Here is a 23,158-nt window from a genome sequence, read left to right as displayed (position 1 = left end):
CTTCGCCCGCAGGCTCAAGACACTCAGCGGCCTCACGCCTTACGAATACGTCTGCAAAGTCTGGACTTCAGAGCCAGACAGATTCATCGTCAACCCGATCCACCAGATGCCGGGACTGAACAACTAGCATCCGACGCTGGCCTTGATCCTCAAAGTTGGAAACTGCACGGCAAAACTCAGTTCCGCTAGGAATTCGTCAGACCCACCAGAGGATCAGCAATCTCCTCACTCTCGTCGGCCAGCTTGGGTGTATAGTAATAGCATGTCTCGCTCAGCCCGAATGCCCGGTAGGTATAGCTCAAATATTTCTTTCAAGGTACTATTTTTTCTTTTTGATTAAAATTTTTATTGCCGTACGTTATCATTATGCCTATCCTATCGCTGCATTCTGATACTGTGGCAGGTGCCGCCATCCGCTCAGTATCTTATGTATTTTCAATCCCTGACACTCTTAATGTGGGGAATTTTTACGCTCACCATTTTCCCGTAAAGGCAAAAATATGAAGCCACGCGTTGCAATTATCGGCGCCGGACCAAGTGGATTGGCACAGTTACGAGCCTTCGAAGCCGCAAAGAAACAAGGAGTTGAAATACCCGATATCGTCTGTTTTGAAAAACAGGCCAATTGGGGAGGGGTATGGAATTATACCTGGCGGACCGGCCTTGATGAGTATGGCGAGCCCGTGCATGGCTCAATGTATCGCTACCTTTGGTCAAACGGCCCCAAAGAGGCTCTAGAATTCGCTGATTACTCGTTTGAAGAGCATTTCGGCCGCCCCATTCCTTCCTATCCTCCGCGTGCCGTTCTCTGGGATTATATTGTTGGGCGCATGAAGAAAGACAATCTGCGCCGCTATATTCGCTTTCGGTCACCGGTGCGCGACGTAGTCTATGACGAAAAAACCGGAAAATTCACGATAACCATCCGAGATCTCGTCAATGACCACCTTTACTCAGAAATTTTCGACCATATTGTCGTGGCTTCAGGACATTTCTCCACACCTAACGTGCCCGACTTCCCTGGTCTTGAAAAATTCCCAGGCCGCGTCATGCATGCGCATGACTTCCGTGATGCGGTAGAGTTCGCGGGTAAACGTATTCTGTGTGTTGGCAGTTCTTATTCCTCCGAGGATATTGGCACACAATGCTATAAGTATGGAGCAAAAGAAATAATCTTCTCCTATCGGACAAAGCCCATGGGGTTTGCTTTCCCCAAGGCCTTCTCCGAAGTACCTCTGCTTCTCAAGGTCGAGGGGAAAACAGCTTACTTCAAGGATGGCACCGAAAAGGAAGTAGATGCAATCGTCCTCTGCACGGGCTACCAGCACCATTTTCCTTTCCTGCCTGACGACATGCGTTTGAAGACCAATAATCGCCTCTGGCCATTGGGCCTCTATAAAGGAGTCGTTTGGGAAAAAAATCCAAAACTTCTTTACCTCGGCATGCAGGATCAATATTACACATTCAATATGTTCGATGCCCAGGCATGGTTCGCACGCGATGTCATTCTTGGCAAAGTCTCGCTACCATCTCTGAAAGAAATGCAGGACGATAGCCAATCTTACCGTGAACGGGAAGAGGCCTGCACCACTCCTTCAGAAGATATTGACTTTCAGTGCAGCTATATCCGCAACCTACTCGGTCTAACGGATTATCCTGACTTCAAGCCAGAAATCATGGCTGAGCAGTTCAAGGAATGGAAGCATCACAAAGAAGAAGATGTCCTAACTTACCGAGATCACAGTTTTTGTTCGGTTCTCACCGGCACCGAAGCCCCTCCCCTGCGCACACCATGGATGGAGCAGAAGGATGACAGCCTGGAATCTTTCCTAGCTAACCACTAAAACAAAAAAGCCGCCCGAAAAGGCGGCTTTTTTGTTTCCATTTGCTCTAAAACATTTCAAACAACCAACAGGTGTAAATTCAAATCGCCTCTTGCTCAGCGGCGATACCCATATTCAGCACCCGGCCATCATCATAGACCGCCAAATAATCAACAATCATTTGCCGGTAGCGTGCCGTACCTTTATATTCTGCAAGCTCCGGATGCAAATCCCTCAGCACACGATGCATCCTGATTGCCCATTTTCTGACACGCACAAGTTCCTCAAGCCGAATCAGATACCCACGGATACCAAACAAAATTGCGTTTGAACGTGATAAACGCGTCAATGTCTGTAACTCGACACGTAAGCACATATCATGGCCAACCGTTTGCGGTGTGATCGCAGCCCGCTCAGGTCCCCAAAGCGGATAATTTTCCGGCGACGTGTCCAAACGTGGATTGGCGGTCAATGTCCAGTTCAGCCGCCGCATTGGTTTTCCATGCTGCAAACGGAGCAGAAAAGCCAATGCACGGTCAAATACCCCCATCTCATGAGCAACCGGGACTGGACCATGCCATTCGTGAAAAGACATGCCGATATCAAAATTCAAAGACCAATCAGCCTGTGACGTAATCATCCCCCCATCCATGAAGAGATTATTATCCCGCTGATCCTGCAAAGAGAAATCACCTTGCACCTGGCGAGTAATATATTCGAATGGTGGATAAGGTAGGGTTTCTGGATCACCGAACACGAAAGATTGTTCAATTCCAAGCGGGTGATTTATCCAATGCCAATGATCACCATTCTTGGTGAGGCTGAAGTGGTGCGGATAATCCAGAGCGAGATTCTCCATCAGCAACTCTAAAGTATCCCACTGCGCTTCCATCATATGGGGAAGAACCTGACAGCGCAGGGGGTCTTGCTGCAAAACCAAGGCGCGATCAGCCATATCGCCAACGTAATGCTCATCAAGATCGAATACAGCATCAAAGGCCTTGGTTTCCCCACCACGTATATGTGGCTCTATATTCACTGAATACATATAGGTATCTTCAGGGAAGGGAAAGGGAAAGCGCAAGATCGCCTCATCCGAATTAGAGAAGCTGTAATCTTCGCGGAAACTCTCGGCAGGTTTCAGATTGAGATCCATGGTTCAAAAATCCAGTATGAGTTCTGGGGTGATAGCGCGGGAGACACAAACCATGATGGATTTTCCAGAAGCTTTATCAGCATCCGACAAATAATGATCGTGATGCTCAGGCGTGCCATCCAGCACAGCCATACGGCATTCACCACAAGCCCCACCACGGCACAGGCAAGGCGGATTTAATCCCGCCGCTTCCAGTGTATCTAACAGCGTGTCATCTGTTCCTACATTCAAGGTGATTCCAGAACGCTTGAGCCGCACGGTAAAAGGCTTGCCGCCAGTAGCGGCCCCAAAACTCTCCAAATGAACCTTGGTCGCTGGCCAGCCTTGTGATTTTGCCGCCGATGCGGCAATCCCCATGAAACTTTCCGGTCCACAGATGGAAAGATGCGTATCCAGCTTTTGTTTAGCCAGCAGCGCATGCAAATTCAATGCAGCGCGGCTGGTGTGCAATGTGGCATTGGCTCCTGGAGGGAGCAAGGCACGGAAAGCATCCGCCTCATCCGATTTGCAGCAATGATGCAGTTCGTAGTCAAGCCCTGGAATTTGCAGATAAGCGAGAAACGGCGTGATCCCAATACCTGCGGATAACAGCAAATGGCGCTTGGCGCTGCGCGGTGGGCTGAAGAAATTCTGTGGCGGATACCCAACCAACTCGTCACCAGGTCGCGCATGATCATGAAGCCAGCGCGATCCACCTCGAGAATGTTCAACTCTGCGCACGATAATCTGGTAGGCTCCCACGGGAGCACCGATCAGAGAGTATGCATTCTTCCGCACGCGTTCGCCATCCGGAATTTCCAGAATCAAATGCGCGCCAGCGCCGGCCCAAGGTAGATTAGACCCCGAAAGAGTAAAACGCTTCAACCCGGGAGAAAGACTGTCTATGGCTGAAATCGTGAGTTTCATGTGGTAAAGACCTCCGGCGCCGGAATTTCACCAGGCACTTCCGCATCCACCTTGACTCCCATGAAAGCAGCAAGGCGGCAGGAAAAATGGTCCCGCACGAACAAGTTGGCTTCGCAGACCGGGCACGGCACGATGTTCACCGCCACATCCTCAATCATTGTCCGGCAATGGGTACAATAAACACGCCGAAGCTTGGGACCAGCCTGATGCAGGAATATCTCCCCCCTGCCTAACCCCACCGTCGTGGCGATGTTATTGGCATCCCAGATAAAGGCCTCAGAGCCAACGGCATAAAGCCTCAACCCAATGCCGGCGCGCGCCAATCTGTGTTCAAGCTGCGCGAAAAGTTCCGTGATTGAACGGAAGGCATGATTGTTCCCCGTGGCGAACGCTGGAATACCAGGACCAGCATGGGCCACGCACCAGACCTCCACCTCGCTTAAACTGTCATCAAGTTCCACCGGTGGAGTTGGCAGACTGGTAACGACAAGATGCGCCGTGCCCGTAGGGTCCAACGCAAAGGGCGTATAAACGGGACGGCTCTTGCTCATCACCCCACCGCCGTGCGCTTGGTCTTCTTCGGATCGTCAAACGGCAAGCTGTGAGCAATGGCCGGAACACCGCCCACCAGCAGCTTCGTATCGTGCACGGCCGCCGCGACATCCAACCTCGCTATGGCCATGGATTTTCCAGTTAACGTAGAGATCATTGGGCAGGTGACGACACCAACCTTCTTCCCACCCTGTTCCACGATATCACCAGGGGCCGCGGCCTTGTCGCTTTCCAGCAGCAAACCGAAAATCTTGAAACGCTCCCTGCCCTTCAAGCGATAATGTTCTTCAGCGCCACGGAAGCCTGTCTTGCCAGGGCTGACCGTGAAATCCAGCCCCAGTTCCCACAAGGTATCGCCAGGAGCTTCATTCTCGAACGGATACATTTCTGAGTTATCATAAGGATAGAAGAGCAGATAGCTTTCCGTGCGCAACAGATCGAGCGCCGTGAAGGCACAGGGGGTAATTCCCATCTGCTTGCCTTCCTCCAGGATTGTATCCCAGATGGTTTCCGCATCCTCTGACTTGCAAAAGATTTCATAACCGCGTTCGCCAGTATAGCCGGTGCGTGAAATCGTCACAGGCTTGCCGAACAAGGTCGTGCCCATATGATGGAAATATTTCAGATCGCGAATGCCAGGCACATGCTTGGCAAGATAGTCGACCGCCAGCGGCCCTTGCAGCGACAAATCGAGCAAATCGTCATCAAACAGCATCGTCACATTGCGGCCATAGCAGGCCTGGGTCAGCGCCTGATGCGCGCCACCAGAGCCGTGCACCACAAACCAGCTATTTGGCCCGGTGCGGTAGAGAATGCCGTCATCGATGAATTTGCCGGCCTCGTTCAGGAAACAGGCATAGGCGGATTTGCCCGGCGTAATCTTTCCGACATCGCGGGTGGTGAGATAATCTAGAACCCCAGCGGCATGAGGGCCGTGCAAATGCAACTTTTTCAGACCGGAAACATCCATGAGGCCAGCCTTGGTCCGGATGGTGACATGGTCTTCCTGCACATCATGCGCATAGCTCCAAGCCGTGGGCATGCCGTTCCAATCTTCAAGTTTCGAGCCAAGAGCGCGATGTCGGGAGGCGAGAACGGCGTGGCGCCAGGAGCGTGTCATGCGTAAACCTTCTTGATCTAATAGGAGAATTTAAGCCCGCGGGCATTCGGCCAAAAAGCCGCGCAAAATTCCCTGACGGATTTTCCACGCCAAAGTTCAGGAATATCAGCGCCAGTCATATTGCCCAAGAATACATCCTTCACAGAATTTCTTCTTGAGAAGAGAAGATAATTCAAAAGAAAACTTTCTGTCAATGCAAAGTTTTCCATCGCCTCAGCTTGCGAACACGACCGTCTTCGCGCCGTTCGGAATGACCCTGTCCTCCAGATGGTAGCGCACGGCGCGGGCCAGCACCCGGCGTTCGATGTCGCGCCCCTTGCGGACCAGATCCTCGGGCGTGTCGCCATGGGTGATGCGCTCCACATCCTGCTCGATGATCGGGCCTTCATCCAGATCCGCCGTCACGTAATGCGCCGTGGCGCCGATCAGCTTCACACCCCGCTTATGCGCCTGGTGATAGGGCTTGGCCCCCTTGAAGCCCGGCAGGAAGGAATGATGGATGTTGATGCAGCGGCCAGACAGTTTCTGCGCCAGCGCATCCGAGAGAATCTGCATATAGCGCGCCAGCACCACCAGATCCGCGCCGCTCTCCTTCACGATCGACCAGATCTGCCCTTCCTGCTCCATCTTGCTCTCCTTGGTGATGGGCAGATGATGAAAGGGGATCGAGCCAAAATCGAGCCCGTTATAAACCTCGCGGGCGTGGTTCGAGACGATCCCCACCGGCTGCATCTCCATCTCCCCGATCCGCCAGCGATACAGAAGATCCTCCAGGCAATGATCGAATTTCGAAACCAGCAAAAGCACCTTGCGCGGCGAAGAATGATCCGAAAGCTTCCAGATGATTTTAAACGGCTCCGCGATGGTGGAAAAACCCTCCCGCAGGGTCTCAACACAAGCCCCCTCGACAAGGGTAAAGGCAATCCGAGCAAAAAACTTGCCGGTCTCAACATCGTCAAATTGCTGCGCTTCGCGGATGTCCGCGCCGGCCTCAAACAAATAGGTCGCGACCGCCGCGACAATCCCCGGACGGTTCACGCAAGAAAGGGTCAGCACAAATTTGGCCTTGGACATGGAATCAACTCTACATAATCAAACCGCTTCGCGGTTCTTGGGTTCTGGGTAAAATTTTTGGATTTTTGTCAGGAAATTACGCCCGGACGCGGGTTTTCTCAGGATCGTAATGCGGGAATCGAACAACAGTGGCGTCCAAGCGCTTTTGATGTCCATCCAGCTTGCCAATCTCAAGCATCGTGCCAATTTCCGCGTAGTAACCATCGACACGCGCAAGGGCAATGGACTGACCCAAAATGGGAGAACGCATGGCGCTCGTCACCACCCCAATCTGCGCACGTCCACTATGCACGCAATCTCCATGGTGAACGAGTTCATTGCCTTCGATCACAAGCCCCACCAATTTACGCAATGGATTGGCTGCACGGCGGCGCAAGGCATCCCGTCCGATGAACATCTCCTCACGATCCGCCACGGCAAACCCGATACCAGCCTCATAGGGATCCGTTTCGTCGGAAAACTCGTGCCCGGCAAGGATCAAACCAGCTTCTATCCGCAGCATATCCAATGCTTCAAGTCCCATCGGTTGGATGCCGACACTAGCCAACCTATCCCACAAGGCGACAGCATTGCTGGGATGCACCCAAATTTCATAGCCGAGTTCACCTGTATAGCCGGTGCGGGACACAACCAGGGGAATGCCATCCGGACCATCCAACCGGCCGATCGTGAAGCGGAACCATTTCAGCTCATTCAAGGAAGGCTGCAATAGCGGGGTAAAGATCAACGGTGCCAGCAACTCCCTCGAAAGCGGCCCCTGTACCGAAAGATTATGGAGCTGATCCGTGGAGGAGCGAACAAACACCCGCAATTGCCGTTCCTTCGCGAGCTCCCTTAGCCATATAGCCGAGTAATCTGAGCCACAGACAAACCGAAAATTATTAACGCCAAGCCGCATGATCGTGCCATCGTCGATCATACCACCATTTTCATAACACATGGCCGTATAGACGACTTGCCCAACCGATAATTTACGTACATTGCGCGTCATGGCCACAGCCAACAACGCTTCCGCGTCTGGCCCCGTAACTTCGAACTTGCGCAGCATCGAAAGGTCGATCATTCCCGCGGCATTTCGGCAAGCCAAATACTCGGACACCACGCCAAAATCCGTAAAATGGGAAGGGAGCCAGTACCCGTTGCTCTCAACAAAATCACGGGTTAATTTCGAAGTTGCCTGATGGAACCCGCTTTCACGGGTCAGTCGAGGCTCAGCGTCAGGCGTCATGCGATTCGCGATCCCTTTTGAAAAAACCTCAGATTTATCATAGACTCGGATCAGAATATCCGTCGGGTCATAAGCATTGGTGGTAAAGACATCATCGGCGCAGGAGGAGCTGGCGCAGATCAAATCACGCAGGGCCCGCAGCAAAACATAATCGCCCGGACGGGACCATGCTTCATCCGCGACAATCGCGCCATCCGCTCCAACTTCCGTGTTGAAGAAAAAATTGATGGCCGGCCAGCCGGCGCGTGGCAAAATTCCAAATGGATTTAGAACTTCGTTGAAATTATCTGAGCAATTGCCATGCCCTGGGTAGCCCGCATCGGCATATCCCTTTGCGTTGCAGGCCAGACCAAAAGTGTCGTGTCGTCCGCAGGTATCACGAATAACCTCCACCATGGGTAGCATGCGATCATCGAAAAATTTCGAATACAAACCGGGCCCGGGGTAAATCCGTCCTCCCAGCGTGCGGGTTGCCGTCGCATCCAGCTCATGCTCTGGACACAACGCATCGAAAGCCAGAAAATCAGAACATTGCTGACCATCGAGATCAATGATCTGGATATAATCGCCCGCTTCAATCCGATATGATTCCGCAGTCGCGGCACGGACCAAAATCTCCGCCTTCACCTTTGCCAACGGCACGGGGAAATTTCCAATTGGCCGTTGCACATTCACCCGCAGATCCGTGGGAGGCATTTGTTCATGTGGAAGCATCGGCTGTCCTGGCGCGGCGACGGAAACATTACAGTTTTCTTCAGCCTCCATGCGAAAAGCCGTGCCGGGCAAGGAATTTCCATCCAGGACCTCACATGGCAGCCCATCGGCGATTTGAATTTCACAAGGCTGACCACCTTGCTCATCCACCACCTCCAGACTCTCGCCTTGCCGCAACACGAGAGACAACGCCTCCCCGCCACGAACATAGAAAGTTTCCATCAGCACGTTGGATTTCACAAAATTACGCACCAGCATCTCCGCCTGGATTCAAGTGAAATTATTTAAAACAAAAACAACAACTTACAAGAATATTGTCCGGGCTAAACCAGTGAAACGCCCCAATGGAAACCTCCCAAGCCAAACAAGCGATGAATTTACCATATCGTTTTCAAGCCGTTGCATTAGCCGTATCCCTTCCCTCCCCAACCGATCATTCCGCGAAGCGAGACCGTCGCCTGATAGCCCCCCATGGAGAAGGCCAACATCGCCCCCTCCCAACCGGTTGCTCGGTCACGAGACGAAGATTTAAACATTTTTATTATAAGGCAACTTTTGTGCCAAATACTAAACTTGATTTTAATTCGCCGCCGAACAGGCTTTTCCCTGGGATGTGAACCTTGCCTTCTAGGCCAGGAAAAAACTTTTGCTTTTTTTTGTTTCAGTCAAGTTTTGTTTTTAGGCGATAAGGCTATAAAATCATCAAGCACAACCAAGCTTGGCCGCGCGGCGCATGACCATCGCTCGCGGCTTCCCTTCTTTATAAGTATTTGAATATAAAGTGATTTATTTACCTTACGGTGCAAAAGGCAATTTCCCTTGTATTTGACCCGCACTCGGCAGGTCGCTTTCCTTGAAGCCGCCTCCCAGATCCTGGTACAGCGCGATGCTTGCGAGCAACCGGTTTTGCTGAATGGAAAGCAGGGTCTGCCGATCGGAAAGCAACGTCACCTGAGCGGTCACCACCGTGGTGTAATCCGCCGTTCCGGCGCGATACTCATTCAAGGCGATTTGCGCGGCGCGAGTGGCATCGGCCACCGCACGCTGCTGCACCTCAGCCTGCTTGGCGTAAATCCGCAGGTTGGAAAGATCATTTTCCACATCCTGGAAAGCAGTCAGCACAGTCTGCCTATAGGTTTCCACGCTTTGCAGATAACTCGCCTTGGCGGCCTCCACGGCCTGACCGCGCGCGCCACCTTCAAACAAATCCCCCGTCGCGGTGGTGCCCAAGGACCAAAGCGCGCTGGAGGCGTTGAATAAACCCGTAATGGGGTTGGCCGAGAAGCCCCCCAGCGCGGAAAGCGACAGGTCTGGATAATATGCCCCCACAGCCACTCCAATGAGTGCGTTCTGCTCGGCCATGCTCCGCTCCGCGGCGGCTATGTCAGGCCGGCGTTCAAGCAATGTGCTGGGCACTTGTGGTGGTGGCACGGGTATGTCGGCAATCTGCGGCCCCTCGGGGATCGAGAGTTCAGCCGGTGCATGACCCGTAAGCACCGCAATGGCGTGCTCATATTGCGCGCGCGTGGCCCCCTCCGCCACCAAGCTGGATTGTGCCCCATCCAACTCAGTCTGGGCCGTGATCACGTCAGACTGCGATACGGTTCCCGCGGCATATTGGTTTCGCGCGATCCTCAGACTCTCCTGGTAGGAGGCCACTGTCTGCCGTAATAATACAATATTCGCATCCGCCGTACGCATGGAGACATAGTCGGATGCCAACTCCGCCTGGGCGCTCAATGTTGCGTTGGCAAGATCGGCGGCACTGACCTGCGCGCTGGCCACATCGCTTTGAACCTGGCGGCGGATCTTACCCCAAATATCCAGCGTCCAACTGGCCTGCCCTTCAAGTGAGCCTGAACTGGTGGGACCTCCATAATTAGTCACGCTGGACGAATTTTCAGCCGACCGCGTGGCGCTGCCCGTCAGATCGAGCGTGGGAAACAGGCTGCCCCGTTCTTCCTGGGCCAGCGCCACGGCTTGCCGATAGGCATAATAGTCAGCGGCCAGAGTGGCATTGTTCACGGCCACCTGGGCTTCCAGCTTATCAAGCACAGGATCGCCAAATGCCTTCCACCATTCACCCTTCGGCGCGGCATCGGCCGGGGCCGCCGCCACCCAGCCGGGTGCAGCCTTATAAGCCGCGGGCAAGGCAAGTTTCGGTTTATGATAATCTGGCCCCACCATGCAGCCGGATAAACCAAACAGGCCAAAAAGGCTGATATACGCGATACGCCTCATGGCATCTCCACAATGCTTCCATCGCGCGGTGCGGTTTTATCGCGGCCACCGCGCAGTTTCGTGCCCAATCGTTCCAGCCACAAATATAGGACTGGCGTGGTGTAAAGGGTGAGTGCCTGACTCACCAACAATCCGCCAATGATCGTCAGCCCCAGCGGTTGGCGCAGACTGGCTCCCTGACCAATGCCGATGGCAAGCGGCAACGCCCCCAGCACGGCGGCGAAAGTGGTCATCAGGATTGGTCGCAAACGCAGGATCGCGGCACGGAAAATAGCTTCCTCCGGCGCCAGCCCCTCACCGCGCTGCAAGGCCAGCGCGAAATCGATCATCAGGATTGCATTCTTCTTCACGATACCTATCAACAAAATCACGCCGATCAGCGCGATAATGGTCAAGGGCGTGTTAAGCATCAACAGAAACAAGGTTGCGCCCACCCCCGCCGAAGGAATGGTCGAAAGAATGGTCAGCGGATGAATCGTGCTTTCATAAAGAATACCCAGCACGATATAGACCGCCGCCAACGCCGCTAGTATCAGCAGCGGCTCCGAGGCCGTGGTGGACTGAAAGGCCGCCGCGTTGCCCGCGAACCCCCCTTTGATGGAAAGCGGCACGTCAAGCCTGTTCATGGTACGTTCGATCGTCGCGGCGGCGACGCTTAATGCCACGCCCCTAGGCAAGGAGAAGGAAATCGTCACGGCGGTCTGCCCTGCCTGATGATTCACCGTAATCGGCGTTGTGCCGGGAACGATACTGGCAAAAGCGGAAAGCGGCACCATCGTTTCCTTGTTGGTGCTCACCGCCGCGCCCGAAGACGTACTCTTGCTGCCCGAAATCGAATTGATCGCTTCATTGGTGGCACTGTCCAGTGCGATGGTGCTGGTCTGCGTCGTGGAACTCACACTGCCGCTACTGACTGACCCAGCAGATAATTGCGTCGATCCCGTGCCACTAGCCGTGCCACCGGACGTGCTAACATAAATACGGGAAAGATCCGCCGGTGTTTGCTGATAACGCGGCGCGAACTCCATCACCACTTCATACTGATTTAGTTCATTATAAATGGTAGAGACCGTGCGCTGCCCAAAGGCGTCGTATAATGTTGCATCAATCTGCTGCGGTGTCAGCCCAAAACGCGAGGCCTGGGCACGATCGATCTTAATATCCGTCTCCAACCCGCCGGTTTGCATATCGGAATTTACATCCACCAACGTACCGTCCTTTTTCAAGGCATCGACAATCTTCGGCACCCATTTGGTCAGTTCATCGGCATCGTCGCTCGTCAACGTATATTGATATTCAGCATTGCTCTGCCGTCCGCCAACATGCAGATCTTGCGCCGACACCAAAAATGTCTGTGCCCCGGCGATATGTGAAAGCGGACCGCGCAGGCGTGCAACCACCTTCGCCGCCGAGGCATGGCGTTCACTAAGCGGTTTCAGGGAAACGAACAACATGGCCGTGTTGGTCGACCTGCCACCGGTAAAGCCGGATGCGGTCGCCACGGCGGGATCTTTCTGGATAATTGCTTCCGCCTCCGTCATCTTCGCTTTCATCGAGGCAAAAGAGGTCGATTGATCCGCTTGCATATTGCCGATCAGCAATCCCGTATCCTGTTGCGGGAAAAAACCTTTCGGCACCACCATGAACAACACGACATTCAGCCCGATGGTCAGGACAAATCCCGCACCGACGAGACGTGCATGGGCCAAGGCCCAACGCAAGGAATGTTCGTACGCATCCCGTGTCCGGTTGAAGCCCGCCTCCATTTTATCCAGCAGCCAATGGGGCTGGCGCCGCGTCTCACCGCCAGAGCGCAACAGCAAGGCGCATAGCATTGGCGTGGTGGTTAAGGAAACCAACAGCGAAATCAGGATCGTGATACTAAGCGTCTCGGCAAATTCCTGAAACAACCGCCCCAGCAAACCGGGCATCAGCAGGATCGGCACGAATACGGCGATAAGCGACAAACTCATCGCCAATACCGTGAAACCAACTTCCGCGCCACCACGCAATGCCGCCTGCAACGGCTCCATGCCAGCTTCCAAATGGCGCATCGTATTTTCTGTCACCACCACCGCATCGTCCACCACGAAACCGGTGGCGATGGTCAATGCCATCAAGGAGAGGTTATCAATTGAAAACCCAAGCAGATACATCGGGCCGAAACTGCCAATAATCGAAACCGGCACGGCCAGTCCGGGAATCAACGTGGCGCGTGGCGAACGCAGGAAGATAAAAACCACAGCCACGACCAGCAGTACGGCAATAAATAAGGTACGCTCCGTATCGTCCACCGCAGCACGGATGGACTGGCTACGGTCCATCGCCACACCGATATTCACCGCGGGCGGCAATGCCGCCCGCAACGTGGGCAGCAATTTCTTGATGGCGTCCACAGTCTGAATAATATTGGCCTCTGGCGTGGCATGAATGATGACCAAAACCGCCGTCTTGCCATTATACAACCCGGCATTTTGCGTGTTCTCAACTGAATTCTCAACATCGGCGACATTCGAGAGCTTCACGGCCTGCCCATCGCGGTAAGCGATTACAAGATCGCGATATTGAGCCGCGACCTTGGCTTGGTCATTTGTATAAATCTGATAGCGCCGCGGGCCAATATCAAAATAACCCTTCGGGGCATTGGCATTCGCCGCCGCCAAGGCGGCACGGACATCTTCCAAACCAATGCCATATTCGGCGAGCGGCCCTGGCTGCAATTCCACGCGTACGGCGGGTAATGCCGCACCGCCAAGCTCCACCTCTCCTACTCCGCTGATTTGAGAAAATTGCTGTTCCAACACGGAATCAGCCGAATCATAAAGCTGGGCGGGCGTCATCGTGTCGGATGTCAACGCCAGCACCATGATCGGCGCGTCAGCTGGATTGAATTTATTGTAGGTCGGATTGGCGCGTAACGTGGTCGGCAAATCCGCGCGCGCGGCCTGGATCGCTGCCTCCACATCGCGCGCCGCGCCATTAATGTCGCGATTCAGCCCAAATTGCAAAACAATGCGCGTTGAACCCTGACCAGATTGCGACGTCATCTCCGTTACATCGGAAATCGCACCAAGATGCCGCTCCAACGGGGCCGCGACCGTGGCGGCCATGGTTTCCGGGCTGGCCCCGGCCATCTGCGCCTGCACCTGAATTGTCGGAAAGGCTATGGCTGGTAGTGGCGCAACCGGCATGCGGGTAAAGGCCAGCATGCCGGACAAAGCAATACCAATGGTGAGCAAAATGGTCGCCACCGGCCTGCGAATAAAAATCGCAGGAATATTCATGCTTGTCGACCACGGATACGATTCGACAAAGCATCGAAAGCCAGATAGATCACCGGCGTGGTGAATAATGTGAGCACCTGGCTCACCAGCAAACCACCGACAATGGCAATGCCCAAAGGCGCGCGCAATTCAGACCCCATGCCGCCGCCAAAGATCAACGGCAACCCGGCCAGCATCGCCGCCAACGTGGTCATCAGAATCGGCCGAAACCGCAATAGCGCCGCTTCACGGATTGAATCACGTGGGCTTTTCCCCTCACGCCGCTCCGCCTGCAACGCGAAATCGATCATCATGATCGCGTTTTTCTTCACAATGCCGATCAGCAGCACAATCCCGATAATGCCAATCACCCCCAGCCCATCGCCCGCAAGCCACAAAAACACCAGCGCGCCAATGCCCGCCGAAGGCAATGTGGACAAAATCGTGACCGGATGCACGAAACTCTCATAGAGTACACCTAAAACGATATAGACCGCGATCAACGCGGCGATCAGCAGATAAACCTCATTGCTCAGTGAATCCTGAAATTGTGCCGCCGCGCCCTGGAAGGATGTCCGCATCGCGGCTGGCAATTTAACTTCCTTTTCCGCCCGTTTGATCGCATTGACCGCCTGCCCCAATGTCGCGCCATCCGCTAAATTGAAGGAAATGGTGGCGGCGGGAAACTGCCCGAGATGCTGGATAACCAGGGGTGCTGTTTGCGTCTTGAAGGTAGCAATCGCCGAAAGCGGTACTTGCCCACCCGAAGACGAGGAAGACGGCAGATAAATATTGTCCAACGAGGCGATGGACTTCATCCTGTCTGGCGAAACCCCCATGATCACCCTGAACTGGTTGCTCTGGGTGAAAATCGTGGAGATGATGCGCTGGCCAAACGCATCGTAGAGCGCATTGTCGACCGTGGCCGGCGTAATACCAAACCTCGCCGCGTTGGTGCGGTCAATATCGATATAAACCGAGTTGCCGCGTGCCTGCAGGCTGCTTGCCACACCTGAAAGCTGCGGCAAGGCTTGCAGCTTTTTCATCAGTTCCGGCACATAAGTGGTGAAATCCTGGGTATTCGGATCCTCCAGAACGAACTGGTATTGGGTAGGAGACAAAGTCGTATCCAGTGTTAAATTCTGCACTGGCTGGAGATAGAGCGAGATACCGGGGATATTTTCCACCTCCTTGTTCAACCGGGGAATGATCTGCGCAGCGCTCAGGCTCCGTTCACTCTTGGGCTTCAGATTGATCAGGAACCGCCCCTGGTTCAGGGTCGTGTTGGTGCCATCCACGCCGATATAGGAGGTCAAGCTGACCACGTCAGGGTCTTTCAAGAGCGCATCGGCCAATTGCTGCTGGTGCTGCGCCATCGCCGCGTATGAGGTGCTTTGCGCCCCCTGGCTGATACCTTCAATCTGCCCGGTATCCTGCACCGGAAAGAAGCCTTTGGGGATAAAAAGATAAAGCAGCACGGTCAGCACCAAGGTTGCCCCCGCCACGGCCAATGTCAGACGTGCATGTTCCAGCACCCAGTCCAAACCGCGCTCATACCCCGCCAGAACTCTGGCAAATTTTACATCCGCCCAACGCGCGAGGCGCCCAGGATGCTCCTGCGCCGTGGGACGCAGAATGCGCGAACTGAGCATCGGCACCAATGTCAACGACACCACGGCGGAGATCACGATCGTCACCGCCAGCGTCACCGCGAACTCGGAAAAAAGCCTTCCCACAACATCGCCCATGAAAAGCAACGGAATCAGCACCGCGATCAGTGAAACCGTAAGCGAAATGATGGTAAACCCCATCTGTCCCGCCCCCTTCATGGCCGCCTGCATGGGGCTTTCCCCCATCTCCAAATAGCGGGAAATATTCTCGATCATCACAATGGAATCGTCCACCACGAACCCCGTCGCCACGATCAGCGCCATCAGCGACAGATTATCGATGGAAAACCCAGCTAGATACATGAAGCCAAGCGTGCCTATAAGAGAAACCGGCACCGAAATGCTGGGAATGATCGTGGCTCGTATACTGCCCAGAAACAGGTAAATCACCGCCACAACAAGAAAAATGCTGAGCAAAAGCTCAAACTCCGCATCCCTCACGGAAGCTCGGATCGAGGTCGTGCCATCGCTCATCACGGCGATCTGCATCGCCGCGGGCAAGCCGGTGGTCAGTTCCGGCAATTCATGCTTGATGGCGTTTACGGTCTGAATGACATTCGCGTTCGGCTGGCGCTGGATATTCAGAACAATCGCAGGGGTCCGGTTGGCCCAGGCGCCAAGTTCCGCATTCTCGGGAGCCGCGATAACCTTGGCGACATCCTTCAGGAAAACCGGTGTGCCATCCTTGTAGGCGATGACAAGATTTTCATATTGCGAGGGATCCGTGATCTGGTCATTATCATTGATCGTGTAATTTTGCTCAGGGCCGGAAAAACTGCCCTTGGGGGAATTAACATTGAGGTTGGCAATATCCGTGCGGATATTGTCAATGGAAATATCATAGGCGGCTAGCGCCTGCGGGTTAACCTCCACCTTAATGGCCGGCCTATGCCCACCTGAGACAGACACCAGCCCAACCCCGGAAATTTCTGAAATCTTCGAAGCCAGACGGGAATCAACGATCTGCTCTATATCGGTGAGCTTCATCGTCTTGGAGGTGATGGCCAAGGTCATGATCGGCGCATCCGCCGGATTGACCTTGTTATAGATCGGCGGCGCCGGAAGATCCGATGGCAGCAGATTATCCGCCGCATTGATCGCCGCCTGCACTTCCTGCTCCGCCACGTCCAGGCTGAGGGACAGATTGAATTGCAATGTGATCACAGAGGCCCCGGCGGAACTCTGGCTGGACATCTGATTGAGCCCGGCCATCTCGCCAAGCTGCTTTTCCAGCGGCGCGGTCACGGAGGTGCTCATCACATCCGGTGAAGCGCCGGGGTAAAATGTCTGCACCTGGATGGTGGGATAATTCACATCCGGCAACGCCGAAACAGGCAAATACTGGAACGAGACCAGACCGACCAGCACGAACGCGATCATCAACAGAGATGTCGCGACCGGCCTCAGGATGAATAAGCGGGAGGGATTCACTGGTCGTTCCGCGCGGTCTTGCCTTCAGCGCCACCGGATTGCACCGGCATAATCTTTTCCTGCTTGCCATCAGTGGTGACGTCTTCTTGGCCGGAGATTTCGACCTTCGCGCCATCGGCCAGACGGTCCACGCCGTCCACCACCACAACATCACCCGGCCGCAACCCCTTGGTGATGACGGTGTTGATCCCATCCGTAGGGCCCGTGGTCACGGTCTGTACTTTCACTGTATCGTCGGGCTGCACCACATAGACATAAGAACCTGGCGCCCCCTCCTGCACGGCGGGACTCGGCACCAGGGTGGCGTTCTCCAGCGTTTTCACCAGTAGATGCACATTCACGAACTGGTTGGGAAAAAGCTTGTTGTCCGTATTCGGAAAATCAGCGCGCAACTTCACCATTCCGGTGGACGTGTTCACCTGATTATCCACGGCGGAAAGCGTGCCCTCCTCCAGCTTGGTCACATCATCGCTGGCATAGGCGCTGGCCCGCAAGGTCTTGCCTTTTTCAAGCTGCTCCAGAACCGGCGTCAGGTTCTGCTGCGCAACGGAAAAAATCACCGATGTCGGCGCCACCGATGTAATCACCACAAGGCCGGTGGAACTGCTGGACGTGACATAATTGCCAGGATCCACCAACCGCAGCCCCACACGGCCGGCAATCGGCGAGGTAATATGGCAATAAACGAGATCCAGCTTGGCACTGTCGATATTCGCCTGGTCCGACTTCACCGACGCCTCATCCTGGGCAACCGTGAATTGCTGGTCGGAAACCGTCTGGGCTGAGATACTATCCTGCGCCGCGAGCTTCAGATAGCGCGCCAGATCCGAGCGCGCCTGCGCCAAACTCGCCTGGTCCTTGGCCAAGGCGGCCTGATATTGCTCAAGCTCGATTTGATAGGTGCGAGGGTCTATTTGCGCCAGGAATTGTCCCTTTTGCACAATCTGCCCCTCGGTATACCCTACCTTGGTCAGATAACCGCTAATCTGTGGCAACACCGTCACGGTGGACAGGGGGGTCACCGTACCTAGTTCATCCAACACAACCTTCATGGGGCCACTGATGGCCTTGGCCACCCCCACCGCCTGAACCGGCGCACCGCCACCATGTTTCTTGGTGCCGGCATGACGCCACCACACAAAGGCCACCAGCAGGATCAGAATGCCAGCGCCAATCCAGCGCCCTGTTCCTTTCTTCCGCCGCTTCTCAGCTTCCGCCACCCAAGCATGCTCCCGTACTATCCATACGAAATGCTATACTGGTCCAGAGCCTTTTTGTCCCCGCGTCAACATGGACAACGGCATGACAAATCGTAACCTGGAGTAATCTGCAATTATGGCAGCGAGGTCATATCCACCCCCGGCAGGGGCAGTCCGGCGAGCCATGGCAACATGGCGAAGAACCCGGTCACCGCGAGGCTGGCCGCCAGCATCAACAAAGCGCGCCAGATATTCAGTTCCAATCCAGCCTTGAATACAAACCAGCGATTCCAGAGCAGATAGAGCCCTATCAATCCCAGAACCAACATTTCCGCTCGGCCGAGCAGAAACCCAGCCTGCACCAGAACGGACCCCAAAAACGCCGCCACGAGAATCGCAGGCAGCACCAGCCAGAAACACCAATTGAGCGCCGTGGCGGTACGCAACCAGAGGTGCGGCTTCCCGTAAAGCCGGGCAAATTCGTAAGTGACCACCGGCAGCGCCAGCACGGCGCAAACGCGGGATAATAAAGCGATGAGCGCGGCCTTCCAGTCGCCGCCGACCGCGGTAATCAACGCCCCGACGAGCGGAAAGGCGATCAGTGGCGCCAAGGAGGCGGAAAACGCCTCCGGCGTACCTGAAAACTCACCGATCCCCTTGGCGTCGCCCCGTCCCAGCCTGAACAGTCCCTGCAAGATCATCCGCAAAATTCCCGGATCAATGCTTCGTAAATATCAGTCAATTTCTCCAATTGCGCCACCGGCACGGCTTCGTCCACCTTATGCATGCTCGCCCCCACCAACCCGAACTCAGCCACTGGACAATAACGGGCGATAAAGCGCGCATCGGAGGTTCCACCGCCCGTGTCGCGCTTGGGCGCTTGGCCGGTGACGGTCTCAATGGCGTGGATCAGCGCATCAGTCCCCTCACCTGGCTGGGTCAGGAAAGATTCGCCGGAGATCTTCACCTGCAAGGTCGCATCCGCCGCATGCCTCGCCAAAACATCCTTCAACCAAGCGGTCAATGAGGCGCCACTATGCAGGTCATTGAAGCGTATATTCAGCTTCGCCACCGCCTGGCCAGGAATCACATTGCTCGTTGGATTTCCAACATCAACGGACGTGATCTGCAATGAAGACGGTTCAAAAAACGCCGATCCCTCATCCAGCTTTCGCCTAATCAACTCCGCCAGAACGGGGACAAGTTTATGCACGGCATTTTCCGCCAAATGCGGATAGGCCACATGGCCTTGCCGGCCGGGCATGGTCATGGTGGCATTCAGGCTGCCCCGGCGCCCCACTTTCACCACATCGCCCAACCTCGCCTTGCTGGTCGGCTCGCCAACGACGCAAAAATCCGGGATTTTATGCCATGCTTGCATCCAGTCCAGCACACGCACGGTCCCATCCACCGCCTCGCCTTCCTCATCGCCGGTGATCAGCAGCGAAATATGCCCTTCAGCCCTCGCGGCCGCGGCCACGAAAGCGGCAATCCCCCCCTTCATATCCACCGCTCCGCGCCCATAAAGCACGCCATCGCGCTCTTCGCCTGAGAAAGGAGCGTGAGACCATCCCTCGCCGGGCGGCACCACATCCGTATGCCCCGCGAAGCAGAGATGCCGGCCCGGCCCCTTGCGTTCGGCGAAAAAATTCTCGATCTCGCCGAATCGCAACCTGGTTACCTCGAATCCCAGCCCTTCCAACGCATTGGTCAGCACCGCCTGCGCCCCGGCATCTTCCGGCGTCACGGAAGGGCAGCGCAACAAATCGCGCAGCAGGGCCGGTGCCGCGATCACGCGCGTAGCAGCTCGTTGATGGAGGTCTTGGAACGCGTTTGCGCATCCACGCGCTTGACGATCACCGCGCAGGCCAGGCTTGGCGAGTCCGGTGTCTTGCCCGGCAGTGTGCCCGGCACCAGCACGGAATAAGGTGGCACCTTCCCATAACAGATTTCGCCGGTCTCACGGTCCACGATCTTGGTGGAAGCCCCCAGAAACACCCCCATGGACAGCACGGCCCCCTGCCCCACGAGCACCCCTTCCGCCACTTCGGAACGCGCGCCAATGAAGCAGTCATCTTCGATGATGACCGGATTTGCCTGCAATGGCTCCAATACGCCGCCAATACCGACACCGCCTGAAATATGGCAGTTCTTGCCGATCTGCGCACAGGAGCCAACAGTGGCCCAAGTATCGATCATCGTGTTCTCACCCACATAGGCACCGACATTGGTAAAGCTCGGCATCAGCACCACGCCTGGCGCAATATAAGCGGAACGGCGGACCACGGCCCCTGGCACGGCACGCATGGCGGCGGCGGCGAAACGCGCCTCATCCCACCCCGTGAATTTCATGCCCACCTTATCGTAAACCGGCGCGCCGCCAGCGCCCCCTTGCAGCACATTCGGATACAACCGGAAGGACAGCAGCACCGCCTGCTTCAACCATTGATTGACCACCCATCCATCCGCGCCCGGCTCCGCCACGCGGGCCTTGCCCGAATCCAGCAATTCCAGTGCCGCCTCGATCGCCACACGCTCTCCACCCTGGGTCGCGGGGGAGATATTGGCCCGGTTGTCCCAGGCAGCTTCGATCGTGGCTTTCAAATCGGTGCTCATTCAGTCTTTCCCCAAAAATATGCGGCGGACCATGCAAAGGGTCCGCCGCCCTGTCAACGAAACCGCCAATTCCTAGTCAAGCGGCGGTAATACTCTCCATCCCGCCCATATAAGGACGCAGCACTTCCGGCACCGCGATGGAACCATCCTCGTTCTGATAATTTTCCATCACCGCGATGAGTGCTCGCCCCACCGCCAGCCCGGAGCCATTCAGCGTATGCACGAAATCCGGTTTGCCATCGCCCACCCGGTAGCGGGCATTCATCCGTCTGGCCTGAAACGCGAGCGTGTTGGAACAGGAGGAAATCTCCCGGTACGTGCCCTGCCCCGGCATCCAGACCTCAAGATCATATGTCTTGGCCGAAGAGAATCCCGTATCTCCCGCACAAAGCAACATGCGCCGGTACGGCAGGCCGAGCCGCTCCAGAATCGTCTCGGCGGCACGGGTCATGCGCTCATGCTCGTCCCAGCTTTGCTCGGGCAAGGTGATGCTCACCAGCTCCACCTTGCTGAACTGGTGCTGGCGCAGCATGCCGCGCACATCGCGCCCAGCCGAGCCCGCCTCCGAGCGGAAACAATAAGACAGCGCGGTCATGCGCAGCGGCAATTTCGCCGCTGACAAAATCTCCCCCGCGGCCAAGTTGGTCAGAGGCACCTCGGCCGTGGGAATCAACCAGCGGCCATCGGTCGTGGCGAACAAATCCTCCGCGAATTTCGGCAACTGACCGGTGCCAAACATGGTGGCATCGTTCACCAGCAACGGCACCACCGCCTCGGAATAGCCGAATTCTCCCGTGTGAGTATCCAGCATGAACTGGCCAAGGGCACGCTCCAGCCGGGCAAGCGCGCCTTTAAGGACCGTGAAACGGGCCCCAGCCAGCTTGGCGGCCCCGGCAAAATCCATCAATCCCAGCGTCTCGCCCAATTCAAAATGCGGCTTGGGCGGAACGGCAAATTCACGGGGCGTACCCCAGAGCTTCTCCTGCTTGTTTGCCGTCTCATCCTTGCCATCGGGCACCGCGGTATCGAGCAAGTTGGGAATTTTCGCCAACATGTCGCGCAGCAGCCCATCCAGCCGCGGTCCTTCGGCGTCCAACGCCTCGATTTCAGCGCGAACCCGCGCCCCTTCGGCTTCCAGGGCAGAGCTATCCTGTTTATTGCGCTTGGCCTCGCCGATCTTCTTGGACAGTGCATTCCGCTGCGCCTGCAATTCCTGCTGCTTGGCTAAAGCCGTGCGGCGCTGCTCGTCCAACTCGAGAATCTCACCGGAAAGCGGCAGGATTCCCCGGCGGGCCAGCCCCTTGTCGAAAGCGGCGGCATCCTCACGGATCGTCTTGATGTCATGCATTTTCAGGGTCTTTTTCTTGCTCTGTTTCGCTTTCGGCGGTCTCTTCGGCCTCTTCCTCACGCTTAGGCTCGACTATCCGCACGAGGAACAATGAAATCTCGAACAGAAAGACCAACAACCCAGCCATGATGCACTGGCTCGGTACATCCGGCGGCGCCATCACCGCGGCCAGCACAAAACAGCCCACATAGGCATAGCGTCGGTATTTCTTCAGCGCCGCGTGAGAGACAATCCCCACCTTACCCAGCAAGGTGATCAATACCGGCAGCTCGAAACTGATCCCAAAGGCAAAAATCAGCTTCATCACGATGTTCAGATAATCCGACACACGGGCCAACAGGGAAATATCCACTCCGCCCGCGCTCTGCTGGAAAGAGAGGAAAAACTTCCACGCCACCGGAAAAAACACGTAATAGGCCAGCGCCCCACCCGCGAAAAAGAGAATCGGCGTGGCGATCAGAAATGGGAGCAAAGCGTGTTTTTCACGCTTATAGAGCCCCGGCGCCACAAACAGCCATATCTGTGTGGCCACCACGGGAAAAGAAGCAAAAGCCGCCGCGAATACCGCCACCTTCACATAGGTGAAAAACGCCTCATAGAGCGCGGTATAAATCAGCTCTGGTTTTTCGCCCCTGGCTTCCAGCGCGTGCGCCAACGGCGCCGCCAGAAACTCATAAATTTGCGGGGCAAAATGGTAGCAAACCAGAAAACAAATGAGGAATGCGGCGGCGGACCAGATCAACCGGCGGCGCAACTCCGCCAGATGCTCCAGCAACGGCATTTCCTTGTCGTTGATTTCATCCTCATCGGCGGTCAT

At 55.5% G+C, this 23,158-nt stretch carries 17 protein-coding genes and 1 pseudogene; 3 read left to right on the top strand and 15 right to left on the bottom strand.

Annotated elements, in window-relative coordinates; genetic code table 11:
• A pseudogene (locus AB7D48_RS10555) lies at positions 1–127 on the top strand (IS481 family transposase); the annotation flags it as partial.
• A 373-nt stretch (positions 128–500) separates the two neighbouring features.
• Entirely contained in the window at positions 501–1,844 is a 1,344-nt protein-coding gene (locus AB7D48_RS10550) for an NAD(P)-binding domain-containing protein (protein ID WP_427978645.1), read from the top strand.
• A 79-nt stretch (positions 1,845–1,923) separates the two neighbouring features.
• On the opposite strand, the gene AB7D48_RS10545 is transcribed toward AB7D48_RS10550, so the two are convergent.
• The 6 genes from AB7D48_RS10545 to AB7D48_RS10520 form a co-directional block, all read right to left on the bottom strand.
• Positions 1,924–2,979, bottom strand: a complete 1,056-nt coding sequence (locus tag AB7D48_RS10545) for a heme-dependent oxidative N-demethylase family protein (RefSeq protein ID WP_427978643.1) — start codon at positions 2,977–2,979, stop codon at positions 1,924–1,926.
• Positions 2,980–2,982: 3 nt separating this feature from the next.
• Positions 2,983–3,885, bottom strand: coding sequence for a PDR/VanB family oxidoreductase (locus AB7D48_RS10540; protein ID WP_427978641.1), 903 nt, complete (start codon positions 3,883–3,885; stop codon positions 2,983–2,985).
• Entirely contained in the window at positions 3,882–4,436 is a 555-nt protein-coding gene (locus AB7D48_RS10535; RefSeq protein WP_427978638.1) for a dimethylamine monooxygenase subunit DmmA family protein, read from the bottom strand. Before AB7D48_RS10535 ends, AB7D48_RS10540 begins: the two co-directional genes overlap by 4 nt.
• Complete coding sequence (locus tag AB7D48_RS10530; RefSeq protein WP_427978636.1) at positions 4,436–5,557, bottom strand: aminomethyltransferase family protein; 1,122 nt, start codon at positions 5,555–5,557, stop codon at positions 4,436–4,438. The genes AB7D48_RS10535 and AB7D48_RS10530 overlap by 1 nt, the downstream gene beginning before the upstream one ends.
• A 213-nt stretch (positions 5,558–5,770) precedes the next feature.
• Positions 5,771–6,631, bottom strand: a complete 861-nt coding sequence (gene purU, locus AB7D48_RS10525; RefSeq protein ID WP_427978634.1) for a formyltetrahydrofolate deformylase — start codon at positions 6,629–6,631, stop codon at positions 5,771–5,773.
• A 76-nt stretch (positions 6,632–6,707) separates the two neighbouring features.
• Positions 6,708–8,831 (bottom strand): DUF1989 domain-containing protein, encoded by a 2,124-nt coding sequence (locus AB7D48_RS10520; RefSeq protein WP_427978631.1) that lies wholly within the window; start codon positions 8,829–8,831, stop codon positions 6,708–6,710.
• Positions 8,832–9,044: 213 nt separating this feature from the next.
• Between AB7D48_RS10520 and AB7D48_RS10515 the strand changes: the two genes are divergently transcribed.
• Positions 9,045–9,347: a hypothetical protein gene (locus AB7D48_RS10515; protein ID WP_427978629.1), complete on the top strand. Its 303-nt coding sequence runs from the start codon at positions 9,045–9,047 to the stop codon at positions 9,345–9,347.
• A gap of 21 nt (positions 9,348–9,368) precedes the next feature.
• On the opposite strand, the gene AB7D48_RS10510 is transcribed toward AB7D48_RS10515, so the two are convergent.
• The 9 genes from AB7D48_RS10510 to tatC form a co-directional block, all read right to left on the bottom strand.
• Positions 9,369–10,814 carry an efflux transporter outer membrane subunit gene (locus AB7D48_RS10510; protein ID WP_427978626.1) on the bottom strand — a complete coding sequence of 482 codons (1,446 nt, stop codon included), beginning with the start codon at positions 10,812–10,814 and terminating at the stop codon, positions 9,369–9,371.
• Positions 10,811–14,098 carry an efflux RND transporter permease subunit gene (locus AB7D48_RS10505; RefSeq protein ID WP_427978625.1) on the bottom strand — a complete coding sequence of 1,096 codons (3,288 nt, stop codon included), beginning with the start codon at positions 14,096–14,098 and terminating at the stop codon, positions 10,811–10,813. Before AB7D48_RS10505 ends, AB7D48_RS10510 begins: the two co-directional genes overlap by 4 nt.
• On the bottom strand, positions 14,095–17,178 hold the full coding sequence (locus tag AB7D48_RS10500; protein WP_427978622.1) for a multidrug efflux RND transporter permease subunit: 3,084 nt from the start codon (positions 17,176–17,178) through the stop codon (positions 14,095–14,097). Before AB7D48_RS10500 ends, AB7D48_RS10505 begins: the two co-directional genes overlap by 4 nt.
• Positions 17,175–18,398 carry an efflux RND transporter periplasmic adaptor subunit gene (locus AB7D48_RS10495; protein ID WP_427978620.1) on the bottom strand — a complete coding sequence of 408 codons (1,224 nt, stop codon included), beginning with the start codon at positions 18,396–18,398 and terminating at the stop codon, positions 17,175–17,177. Before AB7D48_RS10495 ends, AB7D48_RS10500 begins: the two co-directional genes overlap by 4 nt.
• Before the next feature lie 113 nt (positions 18,399–18,511).
• A complete protein-coding gene (locus AB7D48_RS10490; protein ID WP_427978618.1) occupies positions 18,512–19,078 on the bottom strand; it encodes a hypothetical protein in 567 nt (188 codons plus the stop codon).
• Positions 19,075–20,172, bottom strand: a complete 1,098-nt coding sequence (dapE, locus tag AB7D48_RS10485; protein WP_427978616.1) for a succinyl-diaminopimelate desuccinylase — start codon at positions 20,170–20,172, stop codon at positions 19,075–19,077. Before dapE ends, AB7D48_RS10490 begins: the two co-directional genes overlap by 4 nt.
• Positions 20,169–20,993 (bottom strand): 2,3,4,5-tetrahydropyridine-2,6-dicarboxylate N-succinyltransferase, encoded by an 825-nt coding sequence (dapD, locus tag AB7D48_RS10480; protein ID WP_427978613.1) that lies wholly within the window; start codon positions 20,991–20,993, stop codon positions 20,169–20,171. Before dapD ends, dapE begins: the two co-directional genes overlap by 4 nt.
• Before the next feature lie 76 nt (positions 20,994–21,069).
• The gene (serS, locus tag AB7D48_RS10475) at positions 21,070–22,341 is read right to left on the bottom strand and encodes a serine--tRNA ligase (RefSeq protein WP_427978610.1); all 1,272 of its coding nucleotides are present in this window, start codon (positions 22,339–22,341) and stop codon (positions 21,070–21,072) included.
• Positions 22,334–23,158 carry a twin-arginine translocase subunit TatC gene (gene tatC, locus AB7D48_RS10470; protein ID WP_427978607.1) on the bottom strand — a complete coding sequence of 275 codons (825 nt, stop codon included), beginning with the start codon at positions 23,156–23,158 and terminating at the stop codon, positions 22,334–22,336. Before tatC ends, serS begins: the two co-directional genes overlap by 8 nt.

The organism is Acidocella sp. (assembly GCF_050253495.1).
In the GTDB taxonomy this organism is placed as follows: domain Bacteria; phylum Pseudomonadota; class Alphaproteobacteria; order Acetobacterales; family Acetobacteraceae; genus Acidocella.
This window is presented reverse-complemented; position numbering and strand designations above follow the sequence as displayed.